At 57.9% G+C, this 22,930-nt stretch carries 17 protein-coding genes; 1 reads left to right on the plus strand and 16 read right to left on the minus strand.

Annotated elements, in window-relative coordinates; translation table 11 throughout:
• The 3 genes from RTM06_RS17245 to RTM06_RS17255 all read right to left on the minus strand — a co-directional run.
• Window positions 1-823: hydantoinase B/oxoprolinase family protein (locus RTM06_RS17245; protein WP_312183812.1), on the minus strand; the 823-nt coding region annotated here is incomplete at its 3' end.
• Window position 824: 1 nt separating this feature from the next.
• A complete protein-coding gene (locus RTM06_RS17250) occupies window positions 825-2,873 on the minus strand; it encodes a hydantoinase/oxoprolinase family protein (RefSeq protein ID WP_312183814.1) in 2,049 nt (682 codons plus the stop codon).
• Between the two features lie 15 nt (window positions 2,874-2,888).
• On the minus strand, window positions 2,889-3,335 hold the full coding sequence (locus tag RTM06_RS17255) for a GNAT family N-acetyltransferase (protein ID WP_312183816.1): 447 nt from the start codon (window positions 3,333-3,335) through the stop codon (window positions 2,889-2,891).
• 288 nt (window positions 3,336-3,623) lie between these two features.
• Here RTM06_RS17255 and RTM06_RS17260 point away from each other — a divergent pair, with 288 nt between their 5' ends.
• Complete coding sequence (locus RTM06_RS17260; RefSeq protein ID WP_312183818.1) at window positions 3,624-6,779, plus strand: Ig-like domain-containing protein; 3,156 nt, start codon at window positions 3,624-3,626, stop codon at window positions 6,777-6,779.
• 287 nt (window positions 6,780-7,066) lie between these two features.
• Here RTM06_RS17260 and RTM06_RS17265 read toward each other — a convergent pair whose 3' ends face one another.
• From RTM06_RS17265 to RTM06_RS17325, 13 genes are all read right to left on the minus strand, one after another.
• Window positions 7,067-7,576, minus strand: coding sequence for an Lrp/AsnC family transcriptional regulator (locus RTM06_RS17265; RefSeq protein ID WP_008109584.1), 510 nt, complete (start codon window positions 7,574-7,576; stop codon window positions 7,067-7,069).
• A 140-nt stretch (window positions 7,577-7,716) separates the two neighbouring features.
• Window positions 7,717-9,033: a 4-aminobutyrate--2-oxoglutarate transaminase gene (gabT, locus tag RTM06_RS17270; protein WP_312183821.1), complete on the minus strand. Its 1,317-nt coding sequence runs from the start codon at window positions 9,031-9,033 to the stop codon at window positions 7,717-7,719.
• 115 nt (window positions 9,034-9,148) lie between these two features.
• On the minus strand, window positions 9,149-10,282 hold the full coding sequence (locus RTM06_RS17275; RefSeq protein ID WP_312183842.1) for a M20 aminoacylase family protein: 1,134 nt from the start codon (window positions 10,280-10,282) through the stop codon (window positions 9,149-9,151).
• 7 nt (window positions 10,283-10,289) lie between these two features.
• Complete coding sequence (locus RTM06_RS17280; protein WP_312183823.1) at window positions 10,290-11,216, minus strand: glyoxylate/hydroxypyruvate reductase A; 927 nt, start codon at window positions 11,214-11,216, stop codon at window positions 10,290-10,292.
• Window positions 11,216-12,061: a GNAT family N-acetyltransferase gene (locus RTM06_RS17285; protein ID WP_312183825.1), complete on the minus strand. Its 846-nt coding sequence runs from the start codon at window positions 12,059-12,061 to the stop codon at window positions 11,216-11,218. Before RTM06_RS17285 ends, RTM06_RS17280 begins: the two co-directional genes overlap by 1 nt.
• 184 nt (window positions 12,062-12,245) lie before the next feature.
• A complete protein-coding gene (locus RTM06_RS17290; RefSeq protein ID WP_312183827.1) occupies window positions 12,246-13,910 on the minus strand; it encodes an ABC transporter ATP-binding protein in 1,665 nt (554 codons plus the stop codon).
• Window positions 13,907-14,758: an ABC transporter permease gene (locus tag RTM06_RS17295; RefSeq protein WP_293793139.1), complete on the minus strand. Its 852-nt coding sequence runs from the start codon at window positions 14,756-14,758 to the stop codon at window positions 13,907-13,909. Before RTM06_RS17295 ends, RTM06_RS17290 begins: the two co-directional genes overlap by 4 nt.
• Entirely contained in the window at window positions 14,758-15,711 is a 954-nt protein-coding gene (locus RTM06_RS17300) for an ABC transporter permease (RefSeq protein WP_256696797.1), read from the minus strand. Before RTM06_RS17300 ends, RTM06_RS17295 begins: the two co-directional genes overlap by 1 nt.
• 66 nt (window positions 15,712-15,777) lie before the next feature.
• Window positions 15,778-17,382 (minus strand): ABC transporter substrate-binding protein, encoded by a 1,605-nt coding sequence (locus RTM06_RS17305; protein ID WP_312183829.1) that lies wholly within the window; start codon window positions 17,380-17,382, stop codon window positions 15,778-15,780.
• A gap of 144 nt (window positions 17,383-17,526) precedes the next feature.
• On the minus strand, window positions 17,527-18,804 hold the full coding sequence (locus RTM06_RS17310) for an FAD-binding oxidoreductase (protein WP_256696799.1): 1,278 nt from the start codon (window positions 18,802-18,804) through the stop codon (window positions 17,527-17,529).
• 14 nt (window positions 18,805-18,818) lie between these two features.
• Window positions 18,819-19,487, minus strand: a complete 669-nt coding sequence (locus tag RTM06_RS17315) for a haloacid dehalogenase type II (RefSeq protein WP_312183830.1) — start codon at window positions 19,485-19,487, stop codon at window positions 18,819-18,821.
• Between the two features lie 29 nt (window positions 19,488-19,516).
• Window positions 19,517-20,986 carry an aldehyde dehydrogenase family protein gene (locus tag RTM06_RS17320; protein WP_256696802.1) on the minus strand — a complete coding sequence of 490 codons (1,470 nt, stop codon included), beginning with the start codon at window positions 20,984-20,986 and terminating at the stop codon, window positions 19,517-19,519.
• 383 nt (window positions 20,987-21,369) lie between these two features.
• A complete protein-coding gene (locus RTM06_RS17325; RefSeq protein WP_312183832.1) occupies window positions 21,370-22,827 on the minus strand; it encodes an NAD-dependent succinate-semialdehyde dehydrogenase in 1,458 nt (485 codons plus the stop codon).
• Between the last annotated feature and the right edge of the window lie 103 nt (window positions 22,828-22,930).

Raw genomic sequence — 22,930 nt, forward strand, 5'->3', positions numbered from 1 at the left:
GCTGCGGATCGCTGCCGGTATAATCGAGTTCCAGCGTGTCGCCGCTGACGCGCAAGGTGATCGCCACGCGACACGGGAAGCCGCCTTCACCATCTTCGTCGGCAAAATCGGCGTAGAAGTATTCACCATCCGGAATGGTGTTGATGATGCTACGCGCCTGCGCCTCGGCGTAATCGAGAATGCCTTCAATGCCTTGCAGAAAATCGGTGACGCCAAAGCGCGCAATGATGTCGTGGATCTTACGTTCACCGACGTTAACCGAGGCGATCTGCGCTTTGAAGTCGCCCCAGTTCTGCTCCGGCGCACGCACGTTGAGGCGCATGATGCGCGCCACTTCCTCATTCAGTTCGCCGTTGCGCACAATTTTCAGCGGCGGAATGCGAATCCCTTCCTGCACGATATCGGTGAGTGAGCGCGATAAAGACGCGGGCACTGCGCCGCCGACGTCGGTGTTGTGGATGTGCCCCACCACAAAGCAGACAATTTCGCCGCTATGAAACACCGGTTTCCAGATATGGATATCCGGGGAGTGCGTGGCGACGTTACCGGCGTAGGAATCGTTGGTGATGCAGATATCGCCTTCTTCGTAGCTGTCGATCAATGCCAAAACCGGGCCGTAATCAATTCCGCTGTACCAGGGTGCGCCGAAGCTGCGCGGTGAAGCAAACGCCAGGCCGTCGCGGCTGACAATCTGGCAGGAGAAATCTTCCGTCTCTTTGACGAAAGTGGAGTGCGCGGTGCGCATCAAGGTGAAGGCCATCGCATCGGCGGCGGCCGCGCAGTAGTTGGCCAGAATTTGCAGGTTACGTCCGTCAATCGCCATGTTAGTTCGCCTCCACTGGCGTGATCAGCAGGTTGCCAAAGCTATCCACATCCACTTTCATGTTGGGCGGCACGCAGGTGGTGCAGTCGTCCTGCGCCACAATCACCGGGCCGATCAGCTGATGTCCGGCGCGCAACGTGGCGCGCAACACCACATCCACCTGATGCGCCGCGCCATCGATCCACGCGCTAACCTGCTGCGCCACCTCAACCGGTGCGTCGGCGGCGGCCAGCTGATTGAGCGTCGGTTTCGGCGTGGGCGAGGCGATCACTAAGCGCAAGTTGATGATTTGCACCGGCGCGTCGGCATCAAAGTGACCAAACAGCTGCTGATGCTGGCGATCAAACGCGTTATGCAACGCCGCGACATCGGCCTGCGCCAGCCAGTGCGGCTCCAGCGCCACTTCAATTTCAAATGACTGGCCGCGATAGCGCATGTCAGCGCTGTAATGCAGCGTGAACGGCATATTTGCGCCGTGCTGGCTGCTGAGCCAGCTGCGCGCGCGCAGGCTCAGCGCCTCGGCTTCGGTCGCCATACGATCCGCCAATGAAGCATCGAGATCGCTATACAGCGTGCGGATAAAGTCGTTACGGATATCCGCCACTAAACCGCCGAGCGCGGACAATACGCCTGGCGTCGGCGGCACAATCACACCTTTCATGTTCAGCTCGCGCGCCAGGAAGCAGCCCATCATCGGACCTGCGCCGCCAAAGGCGAGGAACCAGAATTCACGCGGATCGAGGCCGAAGCGCGACAGCAAACCGCTGGTGTCGCCATACATGCTGGAGATCGCCAGCTCGATGGCGGTTTCGGCGGTCTCTTCAATGCTGATGCCGAGCTTATCCGCCAGCGGCTGCCACGCGGCGCGCGCGGCGGCGACATCCACTTGCACCGCGTTGTAGCCGAGATCGCCGTGACCAATCATGCCGCAGGCGGCAAAGGCATCAGTGGCGGTTGGCTGCGTGCCGCCGCGCTGGAAGCACACCGGACCTGGCAGCGATCCGGCGCTGTCCGGCCCCATTTGCAGCACGCCTTGATTATCGATCCACGCCAGCGAACCGCCGCCCTGCCCAACGGACGTCACCGCCACCGACGGAATGTAGATCGGGAAATCACCGATGATTTCGCCGTTACCCTGCGCGACCTGGCCTTCAACGATCACCGCCACGTCGGCGCTGGTGCCGCCAATATCAAGGCTAAGGATTTTGTCGAAGCCACAAGCGCTGGCGAGGAAGCTGGCACCGATCACGCCCGATGCGGTGCCGGACAGCACCATCTGCACGCATTCACTTTTCGCCTGCTCGACGCCCATCACGCCGCCGTTGGATTTGGTGATGCGTGGTGGCGGTTTAACGCCCATGGTTTTTAGCGCGCGCTCAAACGATTCGAGGTAGTTGATCACCATCGGCTGCACGTAGGCGTTGATGGTGGCAGTAATGGTGCGTTCGTATTCACGAATGATCGGCCAGATATCGGCGGAACAGGAAGTGAGCAAGTCGGGCGCGTGTTGATTAATGATGGCTTTCACCGCCGCTTCGTTGTGGCGGTTGCGATAGCTGTGCAGCAGCGATACCACAATCCCCTGACAACCGGCGGCGCGCGCGGCGTTGATCGCCTTCAGCACGCTTTGCCGATCGACCTCGGTCAATACGTTGCCGTGGCGATCGGTGCGCTCTTTGATGGCAAACACCCGATCGCGCGAAATCAGCGGTGCCGGGCGGCGCGAAAACAAGTCATGAATGTGCGGGATCTTCAGGCGCGCCAGCTCCAGCACATCGCAAAAACCTTCAGTGGCGAACAGCGCCAGCTTTACGCCGCGCCGTTGGATCACCGCATTGATACCAACGGTGGTGCCGTGCGTGAAGTAGTCAATCTGTTTTGGATCAAGGCCATCGCGCTGCTGCAGCTGGGTTAATCCAGTGAGGATTTCACTGCCGGGCTGATCCGGCCGTGACAGCACTTTCAACGTGTGAATCTGATTGGTGTGTTCATCCAGCACGGCGAAATCGGTAAACGACCCGCCAATATCGACGCCAACGCGGTAACCCATGTGAAAACTCCAGTGTCAGGAGGGAGGAAATTCCATCAGTTTTTGCGGATCCTGCACCACGCGCCAGCCGAGGCGTTGGTACAGCTGATGCGCATCATTGGTCGAGAGCATCCAGCGGTGCACTGTGGCCAGTTCCGGATGCGTACGCACACAGCTCGCCAGCCAGCTTCCCAATCCGTGACCGCGCCAGTTTTCATCAATCATCACGTCACACAGCCAGCCGAAACGGGTGTAATCGGTTACCAATCTTGCAAAGCCAATCTGCTGATCCTGGTGATACAGCCCGAACGGCAATGAACCAGCAAAGGCGCGCTCGGTTTTGGCACGCGGCTGGTCTTTCGCCCAGTACGATTTTTCCGTCAGCTGTTGGTGGATGTAATCAAAATCCAGCCTGGCGCGTTGGGTGGAGAGCGTGAAGGCATCGCGTTGCCAGGTCTGATCAGGAATGGTGAGTGTGCTCATAACAACTCCTTGTAACGGTTGAAAACAGTGTAAAAGCGACGCGCTGAGTTTACTGGCTGAAGCGCGGGTGTTTATCCGCAAGATACGGTGAATTTGGCGATGAGAAGAAATTTTATGCTGTGGCGGTCGGTCGCCGAGTAAACGTGGCTGATACACACGAGAGGGTTCCGGCTTTGCAGACGTGTCTTGATTCGGGCCTGTTATACGCTGCACTAACATGCTCGCCGCCACGCGATCGCATAAGTCCGTCGGCTCACAACACTTTTAAAAACTTGATGGAAAATTCTTATGATCGATTTATTCAAACATGATGAAACTCATTATTACCAACGAGCCAGCGGCGACCTGGTCATGGGCAACACTAAACCTCTACAAGAATTCGGTACCATCGAACTGGTTATTGGTGAAGAACGCTTTTTCATCCCGGTTGATGAGAATGGCTTCTGGCGCTGGAAAAGTGACACAGCGTATGAAGACGGCAATTACAGCTTTTCCATACGCCAGTTTGATGAGGCTGGCAACCTCTCGCACCCGACGCAGGGCGTGATCATTGTCGATACCCTTCCGCCGGAAGCCCCACTGTTAATCAAACTGTACGATGACTTCGGTGCAGACAAGCGCGGCTTTGAGCCCGGTGAAACCACCGATGACAAGCGCCCGGAGCTGACCGGCGTAGCGCAGAAAGGCACCACGGTTTTCCTCATCAATGACCAGGGTAAAAAAATCGGCAGCGCGATCGCGGATAAAACCACCGGCGTATGGAAGATGGAACCTTCTCAGGATCTTGACGAAGGCAGCAATGAGCTGCGCCTTGTCGCCCAGGAAGTCTTTGGCGGCGTGACCCGCGAAGGTTCCCCTTCTGCGCCTTTCAGCATTATTGTGCACAATGACAGCCCCCTGCCGCCAGATACCATCACCATTACCCATGCTATCGATGACGTCGGAAGCGCCACCGGCCCCCTGAACAACGGCGCGCTGACTGATGACACCCTTCCGGAACTGCGCGGTACCGCATCGGCTGGCAGCAGCGTTATCGTCTACTATCGCCTTGTTGGCAGCAACACCTGGCTGGGCAGCGCCACCGCCAACCTGAACGGCGAAAGCTGGAGCTGGACGCCAGACAGCGCACTGGCCACCGGTCAGTACGAGTTCCAGGCCAGCATCGGCAACACCGCCAGCGCGCTGTTCACCCTCGACATCGCCAATGCTGCTGACATCCAGAGGAAAACCCGCATTGAATCGGTAGAGGATAATGTGGGTAGCTGGCAGGGTCCGCTCAGTCACCGCGCCATCACCGATGACGCCACCCCAACCTTCAGCGGTCGCGGCGAAGCCAACGGCAAAGTGGTGATTCGATACGGCCAGCCGGGCCTGTCAAACAGCTCCGTGGTTGTCGATGTCGACAGCAGCGGTCGCTGGACGTGGACGCCGGCTTCCGGTTTGCCGACCGGCAGCTGGAACTTTGAGGTGCAGCCGCAGGGCAGCACGAACTGGTCAGACACCTTCTCGCTGAGCATTAGCGGCAGCGGCGGCTTTGACCCGATAATCACCCACGCTTACGATAACGTCGGCACGCCGGTTAACCTGGCTAACGGCGACACCACCGATGACACCACGCCAACCCTGCATGGCCGCGCGGAAGCCAACAGCACCCTGACCCTGCGCTACCGCAGCGGAACCGGCAGCTACACCTCGGTTCAGGTTGATGCCGACAGCGCAGGCGACTGGAGCTGGACGCCACCCGCGCTGGCCAACGGCAGCTGGAACTTTGAAGTGCAGAAAGCCGGCCAGAGCGGCTGGAATGCGTTATCACTCATCATCGATACCACTTCTGACCGCACTCCGCTTATTGAATACGCCAGCGATAACGTCGGCAGCCTGCGCGACGATCTCTTCAATGGCGACACCACCGACGACGCCACGCCAACCCTGCACGGCACCGCTGCGGCCAACAGTGATTTCAGCCTGCGCTATCGTCTGGGCAAAGGAAGCTGGATCACCATTAAGCTGACCGCCGACAACAAGGGGAACTGGAGCTGGACGCCATCGGCGCTGGAGAACGGCCAGTGGACCTTCGGGGTTCAGAAAGCCGGTCAGAGCGGCTGGAACAACATGGTTTTGCACATCGATACCACCTCCGACCGCAGCCCGGAAATTGCGTTTGCTGAGGATAACGTCGGCAGCCAGCAGGATGATCTGCACAGTGGTGATACCACCGATGACACCACCCCGACCCTGCACGGTACCGCCGCCGCCATCAGCCTGGTTTATCTGCAGGCGAAAAAGGGGACGGATACACAGATTTTCAGCGTGCAAGCGGATTCGAGCGGCAACTGGGAGTGGACGCCCTCCACTGAGCTTGCATTGGGCGATTGGACGTTCAAAGTCAGTAAATCGAAGAATTCCGGGTTTGGTGATGCCTTTGATTTGAATATTAAGACGTCGTCAGAGTTTTCTTATATGATTGATTTTGATAACCCACCAGCCGGTGTCCCAACCACTTTGGACAATCGATTATTTTATGAGTTTGGAAATGGGGTCAAACTTTGGACTTTTAATTTAATAACAAAGGGTGATGCATCGTTAGTTTCTACAAAATTAATTGGTGAACCTTCATTAGGTACGCAATCACTTCATCTTCCTAATGCACAACTAATTAGATTTTATTTTGACTCTAAAGATGCTTATGCACATCTCGCGACAAACTTTAGCTTTGATATTTATAACCCCGACTTACAGTATATTCCGATCTGTATAAAGCTAACCCCTCAGTCTGGCCTGGGTGGAGTAAAAACATATGAGAAAATAATGAAACCAGGTATTAATCACATCAGCCTCGGAGACCTTATTGACTTAACAAAGGTTAGCCCTGGACTTCTTAGCGAAGTATCAATATGGAATAATAATGCAGGCCCCAATGCTGCCAACCCTCCCATCTTATTTGATAACTTTAGCTGGGAATCAAGAGCCAGCAGTATCGGCAATTTTTCAATAGCCTCTGAAGAGAACGACCTGCATTCTTTCTCTGGCATTGAGGAATTTGCGCAATCTGAAGCATTTGGAAGCGAAGCCAGAATCGACACATTAGAAATTACCGGTAAAGATCAGCTGTTGGATCTCAACGCATTGCGCAGCAAAATCGACTCCATTGAGATCTTCGATATCACCGGAGCCGGCAACAACATCCTGAAGCTGGATCTCAACGCCCTGCTCCAGCACGGCGAAAAAGAGCTGTTTATTGAAGACGGTAAAACGCAGCTGATGGTGAAAGGCAACGCAGGCGACGTGGTGCAGCTGAAAGATATTCTGCCTGCAGGCAGCAATTTAAGCGAATGGCAGCATCAGGAAGGCACGGTGACCGTGGCGGGCGTGGAATATCAGGTTTATCGTCACGACGATGCGGAATTGCTGGTGCAGCAAGGGGTGAAAACAGAGCTGGTTTAACAGGCATGAGTTAATCGATAAAAACGATTAAATAAAAGCCATCGCTGATAGCGCGATGGCTTTTATATTGCAAAAAAGAGTTTTGTCGCGGCACGATTATTCGCGTGGAATGGATGGTGACTTATTTATAACGTGGCATCGCACAATTATTTTGCTGCTGCGCAAGGTGCGGTTAGTTACGCTAATGAGCTGCTTTAGTCCAGGTCGCCATAAATGGCGCCCCGACAGAACCTCGCATTCGTAGGGTCGCCATTTATGGCGACCTTTATTCCACAAACATAAATAACTCAACCAAACTCCACCGAATTCTGTTTCGAAATCAGCGATCGCAACGGCACGCTGCTTTTCATAATCGGTGATTTAATCACGATATAGCTGAAATATTTATCGATGCCAATCTGCGCATCCAGCATCTTTTCAATCACTTCCTGGTAATGTTCAATGCTGCGGGTAATAAAGCGCAGCAAATAGTCGTAGCCGCCGGTAATTAAATGGCATTCCATTAATTCATCCACCTCACGCACCGCGTTTTCGAATTTCATAAAATCTTCGCGGCGATGGCCAGAGAGCGTGACTTCGGTAAATACCGTCACGGAATCGGTGATTTTGGTGAGATTGATGTGGGCTTCGTAACCGTTGATAAATCCGGCTTGCTCCAGACGCTTGACGCGTTGCAGGCACGGACTGGGCGAAAGCCCAACGGCATCGGCGAGATTGACGTTGCTGATACGGCCATCTTTCTGGAGTTGCACCAGAATATTGATGTCGATGCGGTCGAGTTTCATTAAGCCGTTCATAGCACCCCTCATTGCCAACCGATTAGGTTTAACCTCCCGAAGATATAACACGCTTTAAGGTAAATGTGCTATCTCGTTAACTGGTTATACCAGCGGGAGGTTTTCAAATTACTGCAATAATTTCAATGAGGAAGCGCTTTTTAACCCAGTCGACCACTGGCACGCGCCAGCGCGATATCAAAGATATGCAGCGCTTCTTCCAGTTGCGAATCGGTGGTGACCAGCGGCGCGAGGAAGCGCACGGTGTTGCGATGAATACCGCATTTAATCAGCAGCAAACCTTCCTGACAGGCGCAGTCGAGGATTTTCTGCGTCATCGCCGCATCCGGCTTTTTGGTCTCGAAATCCACGATCTCAACCGCCTGCATAAAGCCAATGCCGCGCACATCGCCGATGCAAGCATACTTCTCGGCCAGCTGTTGCAGGCGCGCGTTGAGCAGCTCGCCGAGCTGATTGGATCGCGCCAGCAGATTGTCGTTCTCCAGCAGATCCAGCACCGCCAGCGCCGCCGCACAGGCCAACGCGTTGCCGCCGTAAGTACCGCCTAAACCGCCCGGCTGTGGCGCATCCATGATCGCCGCTTTACCGACCACGCCTGAGATCGGCAAACCGCCGCCGATGCTTTTCGCCACCGTTACCAGATCCGGCGTGATGCCGAGATGCTGGAAAGCGAACATCTTGCCAGTACGACCAAAGCCGGTCTGCACTTCATCGAGAATCAGCACAATGCCGTGCTTCTCGGTGATGCGGCGCAGCGCCTGCATAAAGTGAGCGCCAGCCTGCAGGAAGCCGCCATCGCCCTGCACCGGTTCGATGATGATCGCCGCCACGCGTTCTGGCGCAATCTGCACCGCGAACAGCTGATCCAGCGCTTTTAAGCAATCGTCATCGCTGACGCCGTGAAAGGCATTCGGGAACGGCAAACGGTAGATATCGGATGGGAACGGGCCGAAGTTCTGTTTGTAAGGCGCGGACATGCCGGTCAGCGTGGTGCCGAGCAATGTGCGGCCATGAAACGCGCCGTCGAAAGCGATAATGCCGCTGCGTTTGGTGTGGGCGCGCGCAATTTTCACGGCATTTTCTACCGCTTCCGCGCCGCTGGTGAAGAACACGCTTTTGAAATCTTCACCGTTGCCGACCAACGCATTGAGGCGCTTCGCCAGCTCAATGTAGCCCGGATACGCCACCACCTGGAAACAGGCGTGCGACACCAAACCGAGTTGTTTAGTGACCGCGTTGACCACCGCCGGATGATTATGACCAACGTTGAGCACGCCGATGCCGCCGACAAAATCGAGATAGCGATTGCCTTCCACGTCCCACACTTCGCTGCCTTTCGCTCGCTCGATCACCAACTGATGCGCAGTGATGACGCCACGTGGCACATGCTGCTCACGCGCGTCCAGTAACAGGCTGTTATCGGAATATGTTTGCTGCTCCGCCATGACATTCTGCATTTTTAAAACCCCTTTCCACGTAACGTTCGGATGGCTCAAGTATCGCAACCTGTTGGTTTCTCACGCTGCCGTAATCCAGCGGGCAGCGGCATTTCCTGTCAAAATCCACCGCCAATCAGCAGGGAAATTCTGCACCCAGCGCATGCCGTGCCAGCGCCGTCAGCGTCTGGATGCCGTGCGGAATCAGCTGATCGTTGAAGTCGTAGGCCGAGTGATGCAGCGGCTGGCTCGGCGCAGAGCCAATCCACAGATAGGCGCCGGGACGCGCCTGCAACATAAAGGCGAAATCTTCGGAGGTGAGCGCCGGCTGTTTGGCCTGTTGTGCGTGAATACCGGCCTGATCCAGCGCGTCTAACGCCAGCTGCGCCATCGCCGCGTTATTCACCGTGGCCGGGTAATAACGCAGATAGTTCACGTCCGCCTGCAAGCCGTGTGCGGCGGTGACGTGCAGCGCCATTTCCCGCAGGCGATTTTCGATGATGTCCTGCGCCGCCGGGCTGAAGGTGCGCACCGTGCCGGTGATGCTGGCTTCTGCCGGGATCATGTTGTGCGAGAAGCCGCCCTGCATGCGCGTCACGCTGAGCAAACCTGGCTCGCAGGGATCGAGCGCGCGCGCCACCAGCGTGTTGAGCTGCACCACCAGTTCGCTGGTGGCCAGCAACGTATCGCGCGTCAGATGCGGCTGCGCGGCATGCCCGCCACCGCCTTTGACGGTGATGTCGAAGCGATCCGCTGCCGCCATGATTGCGCCGGCCCGCGTCTGCACGTCGCCGAGCGGCAGCTCCGGCCAGTTGTGCAGCGCAAACACCGCATCGCAGGGAAACTGCTGGAACAGGCCGTCATCGATCATCGCTTTCGCACCCGCCAATCCCTCTTCGGCAGGCTGGAAGATAAACACCAGCGTGCCGTTGAAATCACCCTGCTCGGCCAGTTCAATTGCCGCACCCAGCAGCATCACGGTGTGACCATCATGGCCGCAGGCGTGGCACACATTATCGTGCACGCTTTTCCACGGCTGGCTGCCGTTATCCTGCATCGGCAGCGCATCCATATCGGCGCGCAGGCCAATCATGCGCGTGCCGTTGCCGCGTTTCAGCACGCCAACCACGCCGGTTTTACCGAGGCCGCGATGCACCTCAATACCGTGCTCATTTAACAGCTGCGCCACGATATCGCTGGTGCGCTGCTCCTGATAACCCAGCTCGGGATGGGCGTGCAGATCCCGTCGCAGCGCGACTAATTGTTCCAGTTGCATCTCAGTATCCCCGGTTGCGATCGATCAGGCCGACCATCGGTTCGCCACGCTGGTAGCGGCGCAGATTGTCGAGCAGCGCGGCTACGGCGCTGTCGGTTTGTGTTGCGCTGGCGATGTGCGGCGTGAGCCAAATGGCCGGATGCTGCCAGAACGGATGTCCAGCGGGCAGCGGCTCGGGATCGGTAACATCAATCACCGCCGCGCTGAGTTTGCCGCTTGCCAGCGCAGCCAGTAAATCCGCTTCGTTGAGCTGCGGACCGCGTCCCACCTGCACCAGCGCTGCGCCGTCGGGCAATTGCGCGAACAGCTGCTTATTGAGCAAGCCGCGCGTGCTGTCGGTGAGCGGCAGCAGGCACACCAGAATGTCGCAGTGGGCGAGGAAATCGCCCAGCTGATCGCTGCCGTGCCAGCAATGCACGCCGCTGATTTCATGCGGCGTGCGGCTCCAGCCAGCGCAATCAAAACCCAGCGACACCAGTTGTTTTAAGCAAGCCTGGCCGAGTTCGCCGAGGCCCATCACGCCCACACGGCGCTGGCTGGCGGTGCGAATTGGGTGAGTTTGCCACTGCTCGGCGCGCTGCTGCTGAAAGTAGCGCGGCATATCGCGATGTAAGCCAAGTACCGCGAAAGTGACGTACTCGACCATACCTTGCGTCAGGCCCGGTTCGATCATGCGCACCACCGGCAAATCCGGCGGTAGCTGCGTGAGATCGAACTGATCCGCGCCCGCGCCGACCGATAACAGCGCTTTGAGATTGGGAAAGGTACGCATCAGGTTTTCCGGCGGCTGCCACGCCACCAGCAGTTCAACCTGCTCGGGATCGCCGATATCCGGCCAGATGTGCAGCTGAATATCCGGCGCATGGTGCGCCAGCCAGCGCTGCCAGTGCGCGCCACGCGTGGCTTCTGATTTGTAGACGATATGCATCAGGCCATCGCCTGGGTCATCAACCCGAACGCCTGCATCTCACCTTGTTGCGGTGACCACGGCGTTCCCCGAATCATGGTGGTCGGCGCATCGACCTGCGCCAGGCCCAAAGTTTCCAGCCAGGCCGCCAGCGGCAGCGCGCCATCGGTATCAATACGCACGAACTCGCCGCGCAGGCCTTGCATCAAGGCGGAAGTCAACGTTTGCGCAATGTCGACATTCAGCGCGATCACCGGACCAATCGCCCAGCCGTGACCGAAGCGGCGCAGGCTGGCAAAACCGTGCACGCGCTGTTTGGCATCCTGCAGCAGCACGGTTTGGAAATCAGTAATCAGGCTGTGAATTAGTGCCGGACGCCACATGCCGTGCGCCTGATGATCGCGTTCGATCAGCAGATCGGCGTCTGCGGCTTGTGCGTTACGCAGCGTTAAACCGGCTGGAATAGTGACGGTTGGCACCGCCGCCAGCTCGCGCGTTTGATGCTGCTGGATGTGGCCAGTGACCTCAAATCCGAGCTTCTGATAAAGCCCTTTCCCCATTTCAGTGGCGTGCAGGCGAATGTTGTAGTCGGGGAATTTCTCCAGCAGCGCCAGCATTAATTGCTTGCCGGTGCCGCGTCCCTGAAACTGCGGATTCACCACCACCAAACCGATGGTTGCGGCCTGCTCGCCCCAGCGCCAGCCAAAGGCGCTGCCGACGAATTCGCCGTTTTCTTCAGCGACCACGCCTTCACCCAGCGCCAGCGCCTGCTGCCAGTCTTCCCGGCGGTGCGGCCATTTGAGCTGTTGGGTGATGGCGTAGCCGTGTTCGATGTCGTTTTGCGTCATTGCGCGTAGTGTGCTCATGGTTGTTCCTTTTTGTGTTTCTTTATCGCTGGCTTGAGATCGTGCTGGCTGTCCCCCATCCCGGCCTTCCCCCATAAATGGGGGAAGGAGATGCTGCCACATGCAGCTTCATCACTAACATTTTGCAGCATCTTCCTCCCCCATTTATGGGGGAGGACCGAGGAGGGGGACAGCGAGCACAGCCCTACTCCGCCTTCAACACCTCTTCGTGCTCGTCCAGCCAACCTTGCCGCAACTCTGGCACGGCGCGTTTCAGGCGTTCGAAATAGAGTTCGCTGGTCGGCTTATCGTAATCGGCGCGGGCAATCTGCGTAACGATCTTGCCGGATTTCATCACCACGATATCGTCGCACACCGCACGCACCGCGTGCATATCGTGGCTGATAAACAGCACTGACAATCCCAGCTCGCGACGCAGTTCGCTGATCAAATCCAGCACCGCCGCAGCCACCACGGTATCCAATGCAGATGTCACTTCATCGCACAGAATCAAATCTGGCTCGGCGGCCAGCGCGCGCGCCAGATTCACACGCTGCTTCTGTCCGCCAGACAGCGCCCACGGACGACGCCACAGCACGGTGCGCGGCAGCTTCACCAGATCCAGCAACTGATGCAGCCGCGCTTTGAGCGTCGCACCTTTTAATCCGTGGAACAGCACCAGCGGACGCGACAGAATCTGCTCAACGCTGTGCGCCGGATTCAGCGCGGTATCGGCCATCTGGAACACATACTGAATGCGGCGCAGCTCATTGTCCGGGCGCTTATGCATGTCGCCGTTAATGTAGTGGCCGTTAAACAGAATATGGCCGTGGCTCGGCGCGTTGAGTCCGGCAATGGCGTGCGCCAGCGTGGTTTTACCCGAACCGGACTCGCCAATAATGCCAATCGCCTGGCCTTTCCACAGCTTCAGATTGATGTCTTCGAGAATACGGATTTTCGGCTGGCCGTTGCTGTCGCGCGGACCGTAACCGGCGCTGAGATCGCGCACTTCCATCAGCGGCTGCATATCCGCATCGGTGCAGGTCCAGCTGCTTGGGCGCTCTTTTTGCCGCGCCGCATCCATCAGCAGTTTGGTGTAATCAGCCTGTGGTGCGCCAATCAGCCGTTCGGTGGTGCCGTATTCGGCCATCTGGCCGCGCAGCAGCACCAGAATTCGGTCGGCCATCTGCGCCACCACCGCTAAATCGTGGCTGACGTAGATCGCCGTCACGCCGCGCTGCGCCACCACGCGGCGAAACGCTTTCAGCACTTCCACCTGCGTCGTCACGTCGAGTGCGGTGGTCGGTTCGTCGAGGATCACTACATCCGGATCGCCAATCAGCGCCATCGCCGTCATTAAACGTTGCAGCTGACCGCCGGAAACCTGATGCGGAAAGCGATCGCCGATGGTGTCGGGATTAGGCAGCGCCAGTTCGCGGAACAGCGCAATCGCCTTTTGTCTGGCGTCTTTGCGCTTCATGGTGCCGTGAATCACCACCGGCTCAATTACCTGATCGAGAATGCGCATGCCGGGATTAAACGATGCCGCCGCACTCTGCGCGATGTACGCCACTTTGTTGCCGCGAAACTCACGCAACTGGCCCGGTGACAGGCTGCGCACATCGGTGCCCGCCATGTGAATATTACCGTCGGCGATGCGACAGCCGTGGCGCGCATAGCCCATCAGCGCCATCGCAATGGTGGTTTTTCCGGAGCCGGATTCACCAATCAGCGCCAGCACTTCGCCCTTCTGCACCGTGAAACGAATATCGGAAACCAGATCGATCTCTTCACCTTTGTCGGTCTGCGCCGTTACGCGCAGGTTCTCCACCGAGATCACCGGCATGGCGGTATGTGGCGTCACGTTCATGCTCCCTCCTTCGCCAGCGTCAACGGACGCATCTGCTGCAGACTGTCGATAAACAGGTTCGCGCCAATGGTCAGGCTGGCGATAGCCACTGCTGGCATCAGCACCGCTGGCGAACCGTTAAACAGGCCCTGAATGTTTTCACGTACCAGCGTGCCCCAATCGGCATAAGGCGGTTGCACGCCGAGGCCAAGGAAACTCAAGCCGCTCAACAGCAGCACGATATAGACAAAGCGCAGGCCGAAGTCAGTGAGCATCGGGTGCACCATATTGGGCAGGATGTCGTGGATCGCCACGTACCAGCGGCTTTCCCCGCGCAGACGCGAGGCACGCACGTAATCCATATTGCGCAAGCTGCTGGCCATGGCGAAGGCGATACGGAACGCGCCCGGCCAGTAAGTGAAGATGGCGGTGAGGATCAGCATCGGCAGCGATGAACCAAACACCGCGACAATCATCAGCGACAGCACTTTGCCCGGCAGCACCAGCAGCGCATCGTTAACGCGTCCCAGCACCTCTTCCAGCCAGCGCCCGGCAACCGCCGCCAGCAGCGCCAGCAAGGTGCCAACGATGCTGGCGCACAGCGCGGCGGTGAGCGCCAGGCCAATGGAGAATTTCGCGCCGTAGAGAATGCGGCTGAGGATATCGCGCCCCAGATAATCGGTGCCGAGTAGGTTGGCAGACGTCATGCCACCGAGCATCGGCCCGCCGCCAATGTCTTCGACGTTATGCGGCGCCAGTTGGTGACCAAACAGCGCCATCAGCAGCCAAAACAGCGAGATCAGCAGTCCGATGCGGCCCGAAAGCGACAGCGACTGAAACAGACGTACAGGCAGCAGTAACGTATTCATCAGCTTCTCCATTTCGGGTTAAAGGCGATGGTGAGGATATCGGCCGCCAGCAGCAGCACCAGATAACAGGCGGCGAACAGCATGACGCACAGCTGCACCACCGGCAGATCGCGGTTGCTCACCGCATCCACCAGCGCACTCGCCAGACCGGGATAGCTAAAGATGGATTCGATGATGATCACGCCACCGAACAGATACGACAGGCTGAGCGAGATGGCGTTCGCAATCGGCCCGACCGCATTCGGCAGCGCGTGACGCAGCACCGCACGCAGCGGCGAAACGCCTTTCAGCAGCGCCATCTCCAGATACGGGCTGTCGAGCTGGTTGATGATGGCGGAGCGCGTCATGCGCGCCATCTGCGCCACCAGCACGCAGCACAGGGTTAACACCGGTAGCGCGTAGGCTTTGAGGTAGCTGATGACGTCCATGTCCGGGCTGCCGAACGACATCGCCGACACCCAATGCAGTTTTACTGCGAAGATCAGCACCGCCACCGTGGCCACCAGAAACTCCGGCACCGCAACGGTTGCCATGGTGCTGATCACCAGAAAACGATCCAGCGCCGAACCGCGATTCATTGCCGCCACAATGCCGATAATCAGCGCCAGCGGCACGCAGATCACCGTGGTGATGCCGGCTAACTCCAGCGTGGCGGGAATGCGCTGCTCCACCAACTGCAACACCGGCAGATGGCTGGCGAACGAGGTGCCAAAATCACCCTGCAACATGCCGGTAAGCCAGCTGAAGTAGCGCACCAGCAACGGTTGATCGAGTCCCAGCTGCTGGCGCAACGCCGCCACCGTTTCCGGCGTGGCGTTCTGGCCGAGGATCATCTGCGCCGCGTCACCCGGCAGCAGGCTGGTGATGAAAAACACCACCGCCGAGACGATAAGCAAGGTCAGGATGCCTGCGCCTGCGCGCCGGGCAATCAGGAACAACATGTATCGGTTCATCGGCGATCTCCTTGTAGAGAGTTAACAGGCACAGGGTAAAAGGTCGCCATGAATGGCGACCCTACGTTAAGCATTCAGCCAGGCGAACTCATGGAAGCGATAACCCATCATCATGCCGCTTGGCCAGGCTTCCACGCCGCCCACTTTCTTGCTGTAACCGTCGGTGGAGCTGATAAAGGTTGGGATGATGGTGCCGCAGTGATCGTAAATCAGCTTCTGCATGTCACCGTACATCTGCTTGCGTTTGGTCTGTTCACGCTCGCCGCGCGCCGCCACCACCAGCTGATCAAACTGTGCATTCTTCCAGCCCGATTCGTTGTTTGATGCGGTGGAGAGATAGAACTGCGAGAACAGCATATCCAGCGTCGGGCGCGGGTTGATTGAGCCGTAGCCGACCGGATCTTTGGTCCAGTGCGTTGACCAGTAACCGTCATACGGCACGCGACGCACTTTGATGTTCAGACCAGTGCTGCGCGAAACCTGCTGGATTAGCTGGCCGCCCTCCACCGAGCCTTCAATGTTTGGCGTGGTGATGATCTCCACCGTCGCGCCTTTCATGCCGGCTTTCTCAATGTGGAATTTGGCTTTCTCGGCATCCAGCGGACGCGGTTTAAGCTCGGCGTTATACAGCGGATGCCACGGCGGTACCGGCGTATCGTTACTGACATCGCCGTAGCCTTGCAGCACGGTTTTCACCAGAATGTCGCGAGGCTGCAGGTACTTCATCGCCAGCACGAAATCTTCGTTGCTGCCCGGCTTCACGTCGGTGCGAATAATCAGGTTGGTGTACATGCCGGATTTACTCTCCAGCACGCCGAAATCCGAGGTGGCTTTGATACGGTTGCAGTCGGCGGCGCTCAGGGTGGAAACGATGTGCAGATCGCCTGACATCAGCGCATTGACGCGCGCCGCCTGATCGGTGACGCCCAGCAGCTCGACTTCATCCAGATGCGGCAGGCCCGACTTGAAGTAGTTGGGGTTTTTCACGCCAACCGAACGCACGCCCGGCGTGAACTCTTTCAGCTTAAACGGGCCGGTGCCGATACCTTTACTGAAGTCTTTGGTGCCGTCCTGCACGATCAGGAACGGCGCACTGGCCAGCATAAACGGCACGTCGAAGTTGGCCTGCGCCAGCTCCAGCGTCACTTCATTGTCGTTCACGGCGGTGAAGGTTTTGAACTGATCGGCCAGTTTGAAGGCATTGGAAGCTACCGCCGGATCTTTGTGGCGGCTCAGCGAGTAGATGACATCTTTGGCGGTCAGCGGTTTGCCGTCGTGGAAGGTGACGCCTTTGCGCAGTTTGATCTGCCAGGTGATGCCGTCGCTGGAGTCGATGGATTCCGCCAGCGCCGGTTGCACCGCGAGGCTTTTATCCAGTTCGGTCAGACCGCTGTAGACCATGAATTGACGGGTGTAATCACCGCTGTTGTTGCCTTTGGCCGGATCGAGCGTGTCGGTGGCGGAGGCGTTAGACATCGCGGCGCGCAGCTTGCCGCCTTTCACTGGGGTGGTTGCCGCAAAACTCATCTGCGGGAAAGCGATCAAACCGCTGCTCATCACGGCACCGGCAGACAACAACTTCATCAGGCCACGGCGCGACATCGACCCTTCGGTCAGCATGCGGGTTAAGGCCGGATTTACAGCGTCAGACTCTTTATCGAATTTACTCATCTGCACACCCTCAATATGAAATGTTGTTGATTTCGTTGTTCGTCTTTTAGGCGGTCGCCATAAATGGCGACCCTACGGCGAGAATGCGGGTGTTGTAGGGTCGCCATTTATGGCGACCGTTTCGATGACCGCACGACCTGGTTTTCACGACAACCGATCCTTGGCTTTGTAATACAAACCCGCCAGGGGCAAAAACCACGGTTTCCCGTGGTAACCGGGCAGCGCAGGCCAGGTATCGCGCTGCCAGGGATTTTCGTTGCGTTTCTCCGCCAGCAGATCGGCCATCACGCGGCCCATCCACACCGACATCTGCGTACCGTGGCCGCTGTAGCCCATTGAATAAAACACGCCATCCTGTTCACCGGCGTGCGGCAAGCGGTCGGCGGTCATATCCACCATGCCGCCCCAGCAGTAATCGATGCGCGACTTGCCCAGCTGCGGGAACAGCGCGGTCATCGCCGCACGCAGTACGTCACCGCTGCGCGTATCTGACGTCGGATTGCTCACCGCAAAGCGCGCGCGGCCACCAAACACCAATCGACGATCCGACGTGGTACGGAAGTAGTTGCCAATATTCAGCGAGGTCACATAGGTGCGGTCTTGCGGCAGCACCTGATTGATCAGTTCGTCGCCGAGCGGTTCCGTCACCACAATAAAACTGCCGACCGGCACGATGCGGCGCTGGAACCACGGGAAAGGCCCTTCGTTGGAGACGCCGGTTGCCATCATTACTTTGTCGGCGATGATCTCGCCCTGCGCAGTGCTAACGCGGTGGCGGTAGCCGTCAAGGCGCGTTAGGCCGGTCACCGCGTGATGCGGGAAGATTTTCGCCCCGCTGCGCGCCGCCGCTTCCGCCAGCCCGATACCAAACTTGCCCATGTGCATCTGGCCGCCGCGCTTCTGCAGCAGACCACCGTGAAAGGCATCGCTGCCCACTTCACGGCGAATCTCATCTTTGCTAATCAGCTCGATTTCCGGATCGACGGTGTCGCGCATCATCTGCCACGCGCTGCGCAGACCAGGAAAATGCGAGGCTTTGCTGGCGAGTTTGAGCTTGCCGCACAGGCGGAAATCGCAATCAATCTGCTCTTCGCGCACCAGCTGTTCGACGTAACTCACCGCATCGTCATAGGCGCGATAAAAGCGGCTGGCCTGCTCGATTCCCTGGCTCTCCACCAGCGAGGCAAAGTTCTGCGCCACGCCGGTATTGCAGTGTCCACCGTTACGCGCCGACGCCTGGCTCATTACCTCGCCGCTCTCCAGCAGCACCACGTTGATGCCGCTGCGTGCCAGGTTGAGCGCCGTCGAGACGCCGGTAAAGCCGCCGCCGATCACCACCACCTCAGCGGTGCTCGGCAGTGCGCCAGTGGCTGCGCCGCTAAAGGTGGGTGCTGTGGCTTGCCAGAATGATTCGAGTTTCATCGCCGCCTCCGGGCTTAGAGTCCAACCACAGCGGGCAGACCGCCGATATCGTTGATTTCGGTGTATTGATACGCCGGATTGGCCGGATCGTGACCGCGATTAACCCACACCTTGTTTTTGATGCCCATGTCGTAACAGGTCATCAGGTCATAACGCAGGCTGGAGGAGACATGCAGAATCTCTTCCGGGCCGCAGTTCAGCTTGTCGAGCATGTACTCGAAGCCTTTCATCTGCGGCTTGTAGGCGCCGACTTCTTCGGCGGTGATGGTCATATGGATTGGCGCGCCCAGACGCGGCACGTGATGCGGGATCAAATCGTTCATCGAGTTAGTGAGCAGCACCAGCGGGAACTCTTTGGCTACTTTGGCTAAACCGACGGGCACGTCGGAATGCGGACCCCATGTGGCGCAATCAGTGTAGATAAAGTCGCTGTCCGCCTGGCTCCACGCCACACCCCACTTTTTGCAGGTGCGCTGAATGGCATCGCTGACCACGTCGTAATACGGCTTCCACGCGCCGAGCACTTCGTCAAAACGATAGCGGGCGAAATCGGTGGTGAATGCCAGCATCTCCTGCGCAGAAACACGATCTTTGAAGCAGCGTTCGGCTGCGCCTGCCATGTCAAAATTGATCAGGGTGCCGTAGCAATCAAAAGTGATGAATTTCGGTTTAAACAGTGCCATGAAGCGACCTCGCGGTTGAGAACACAAAATTAGAAATCGATTAACACGCTCTTCTGGCGCTGACAGGCCTGGAATGCCTGACGTCCCAGATCCTTGCCAATGCCCGAGCCGAGGAAGCCGCCGGTCGGGATAATGAAATCGCCGGAGCGACCATAGCGATTGACCCACACGGTGCCGGATTCCAGCGCGCGCACCGCACGCAGCGCACGCGGCAGACTCAGCGTATGCACGCCGGCGCACAGGCCGTAGGTTTCGTGTGCCGCCAGCGCCAGCCCTTCCTCTTCGTCGTCAAACTGTTGCACGGTGAGCACCGGACCAAAAATTTCCTGCTGCACCGCCGGATTATCGTGGGTAACACCGCACAGCAGCGTTGGCTGCCAGAACCAGCCTTCTGCGGTGTCGGCAAAGCGTTCGCCGCCGACCAGCACTTCCGCGCCCTGTGCTTTGGCATCGGCGATTACTGACGCCACTTTGTTGCCCTGACGCGCATCGATCAGCGGCGCATAGCGGCTGCTCTCCTGCCAGGTCACGCCCGGACGCGGCTGCTGACAGAGCGCGACCAATCTCTCCAGCAACGGCTGCGCAATGCCGCGCTGCACAATCAAACGGGTTCCGGCGACGCACGCCTGACCGCCGTTGGCGGTGAAGCCGCGCAGAATACGCTGCGCTAACACGTCGATATCACCGGCATCGTCGAACACCAGCTGCGGGCTTTTACCGCCCAGCTCCAGCGTGACCGGTTTCATGCCGTGCTGCGCGATATCGCCCATGATGCGTGCGCCGGTCAGCGTGGAACCGGTAAAGGAGACTTTGCGCACTAGCGGATGGGTGACCAGCGCGTTGCCAGTTACCGCGCCGCTGCCCTGCACGATATTCAGTACGCCCGCCGGTAAACCGGCCTGTACCGCCAGTTCGGCCATGCGCACGGTGGAGAACGGCGTCAGCTCCGAAGGTTTCAGCACCACAGCATTTCCTGCTGCCAGCGCCGGACCACATTTCCATGACGCCATCGACAGCGGGAAATTCCACGGGGTAATTGCGCCGATCACGCCGTACGGCTCAGCAATCAGCATGCCGAGGCTGCTTTCCTGGGTGGGGAACAGGTCGCCGCTGTATTTGTCGGCGCACTCGGCGTAGAAGCGAATGGCTTCGGCGGTGAAGGGAATTTCGTGCTGCATCACGTCGCTGATGGGTCGCGTGGAGCCGAGCGATTCTAGCTGCGCCAGTAACGGATCGTTCTCAATCAGGTCGGCCCAGCGACGCATGATTTTGCCGCGCTCACGCGGCGCACAGGTGCGCCAGCCGCTGGTTTTCAGCGCCTGATGCGCCGTGGTGACAGCGCGATCAACATCTTCAATCTGCGCTTCGGTGAGTTCGGCATAGACTTTGCCATCGGACGGACGTTTAACGGCAAAACGCGCGCCCGCCGTTTTTAAATGTTGCCCGCCAATATAATGACCGGCAGGAAGTAAAACTTTTTCAGGGTCGAAACTTAACATGGAAAATTCCTTATTTGTTACACCCATCACAGACGCGCTAATTAACGATTTGCACTGCGTTTTTCTGTCACGCTAATAAGCTAATGCAGAAAGTATGCCAGCCCGGTAAAAAATAAAAATGCGTAAAAAACAGCGCAAAAAAATTTTCTGCCGTATTGGTGAGCGAAATTTTGCGGAATTGCCGAAGGAATAAACAGATGATTTACTTCACAAAATATGTGCGTCGCGACGGTGCAATGCGCATGAAACTTGCACTAAAACGGGGATAGGCGGCAAAGTATGACGCGACGCACAAAATAAACAGCGCCGCAAACCTGAGGGTTGCGGCGCTGTTTATTGGCGGTCGCCATTAATGGCGACCCTACAAATAGGGCGAGTTAAAATTAAAGACTGCCAATATGAAACGTCTTCTGTTCTAAATACTCTTCAATACCGTAACGCGATCCTTCCCGACCTAACCCGGATAATTTAATTCCGCCAAAGGGTGCGGCGTCTAATGAAATTGCACCGGTATTAAATCCGACCATGCCAAATTCTAATGATTCTGCCACGCGCCATGCCCGGCGAATATTCTCGGTAAAGAAATAAGCCCCAAGTCCATAAGGCGTGTCATTCGCCATGCTGATCGCCTCTTCTTCCGTGTCGAAGACAAACAGCGGTGCTACCGGGCCGAAGGTTTCTTCATGTGCAATACGCATGCTGCTAGTCACATTGCCCAACACCGTGGGCTCGACAAAGGTGCCGTTTGGCGCGCTGATGCCGCCGCGCAACAAGGTCGCGCCCTGGCTGAGTGCATCGTCGATATGGCTGTTAACTTTCTCGACGGCGCGGTCGTTGATCAGCGGCCCTATGGTGCTGTCCGGCGAAAATCCGTCACCGACTTTCAGCGCGGATACCGCCTCCAGCAGGCGTTCACTGAAGCGCTCATAGATGCCGCGTTGCACCAGAATGCGGTTGGCGCAGACGCAGGTTTGTCCGGCGTTGCGGAATTTACTCGCCATCACGCCGGGAATGGTCACATCGAGATCGGCATCATCAAAAACAATGAGCGGCGCGTTGCCGCCCAGTTCCAGGCTCAGGCGCTTGATGCTGTCGGCGCTCTGCTGCATCAACAGCTGACCGACGCGGGTGGAACCGGTAAAGGAGATTTTGCGCACCGTGCGGCTGGCGGTCAGCGTGCTGCCAATCTCGGTTGGCAAGCCAGTCAACACTTGCAACACACCGCTGGGGAAACCGGCGCGTTCGGCTAACACCGCCAGCGCTAATGCCGACAGCGGCGTTAACTCCGACGGCTTAACGATAATCGGGCAACCGGCGGCCAGCGCGGGCGCGACTTTGCGGGTGATCATCGCAATCGGGAAGTTCCACGGCGTGATTGCTGCCGCCACGCCAACCGGCTGCTTGAGTACCAGAATACGGCGATCGTCGCTCGGCGCGGGAATGGTATCACCGTAGATACGGCGCGCCTCTTCAGCGAACCATTTCACGAAACTGGCGCCGTATAGTACTTCGCCTTTGGCTTCCGCCAGCGGTTTGCCCTGCTCGGCGGTCATGATGACCGCCAGATCGTCGGCATTATCAATAATCAGCTGATGCCATTTTTCCAGCAGCGCGGCGCGCGTGGCGTTGGGGGTTTTGCCCCAGCTGACGCGCACCGACTCAGCATAATCTATCGCCTGCTCGGTTTCCGCCGCACCCAATGCCGGAATGGTGGCAATCGGCTGCTGCGTGCCGGGATCGATCACCTCAAGCGTTGCGCCCTGATGCGCATCCTGCCAGCGACCGCCAAACAGCGCCTGCTGGCGCAGTAATTCCGTATCTTTCAGTTGAATTCGCGACATGACAATCCCCTGTATCTTCGTCATTTCACTGTAACGTGACGCAACAGCGCAGGATGTTTTTCTGGCGGAGGGAATTTGTGTCGGTGTCTGTTTTGCGGCGGGA

The organism is Pantoea sp. CTOTU46764 (assembly GCF_031974595.1).
GTDB lineage: Bacteria > Pseudomonadota > Gammaproteobacteria > Enterobacterales > Enterobacteriaceae > Pantoea > Pantoea trifolii.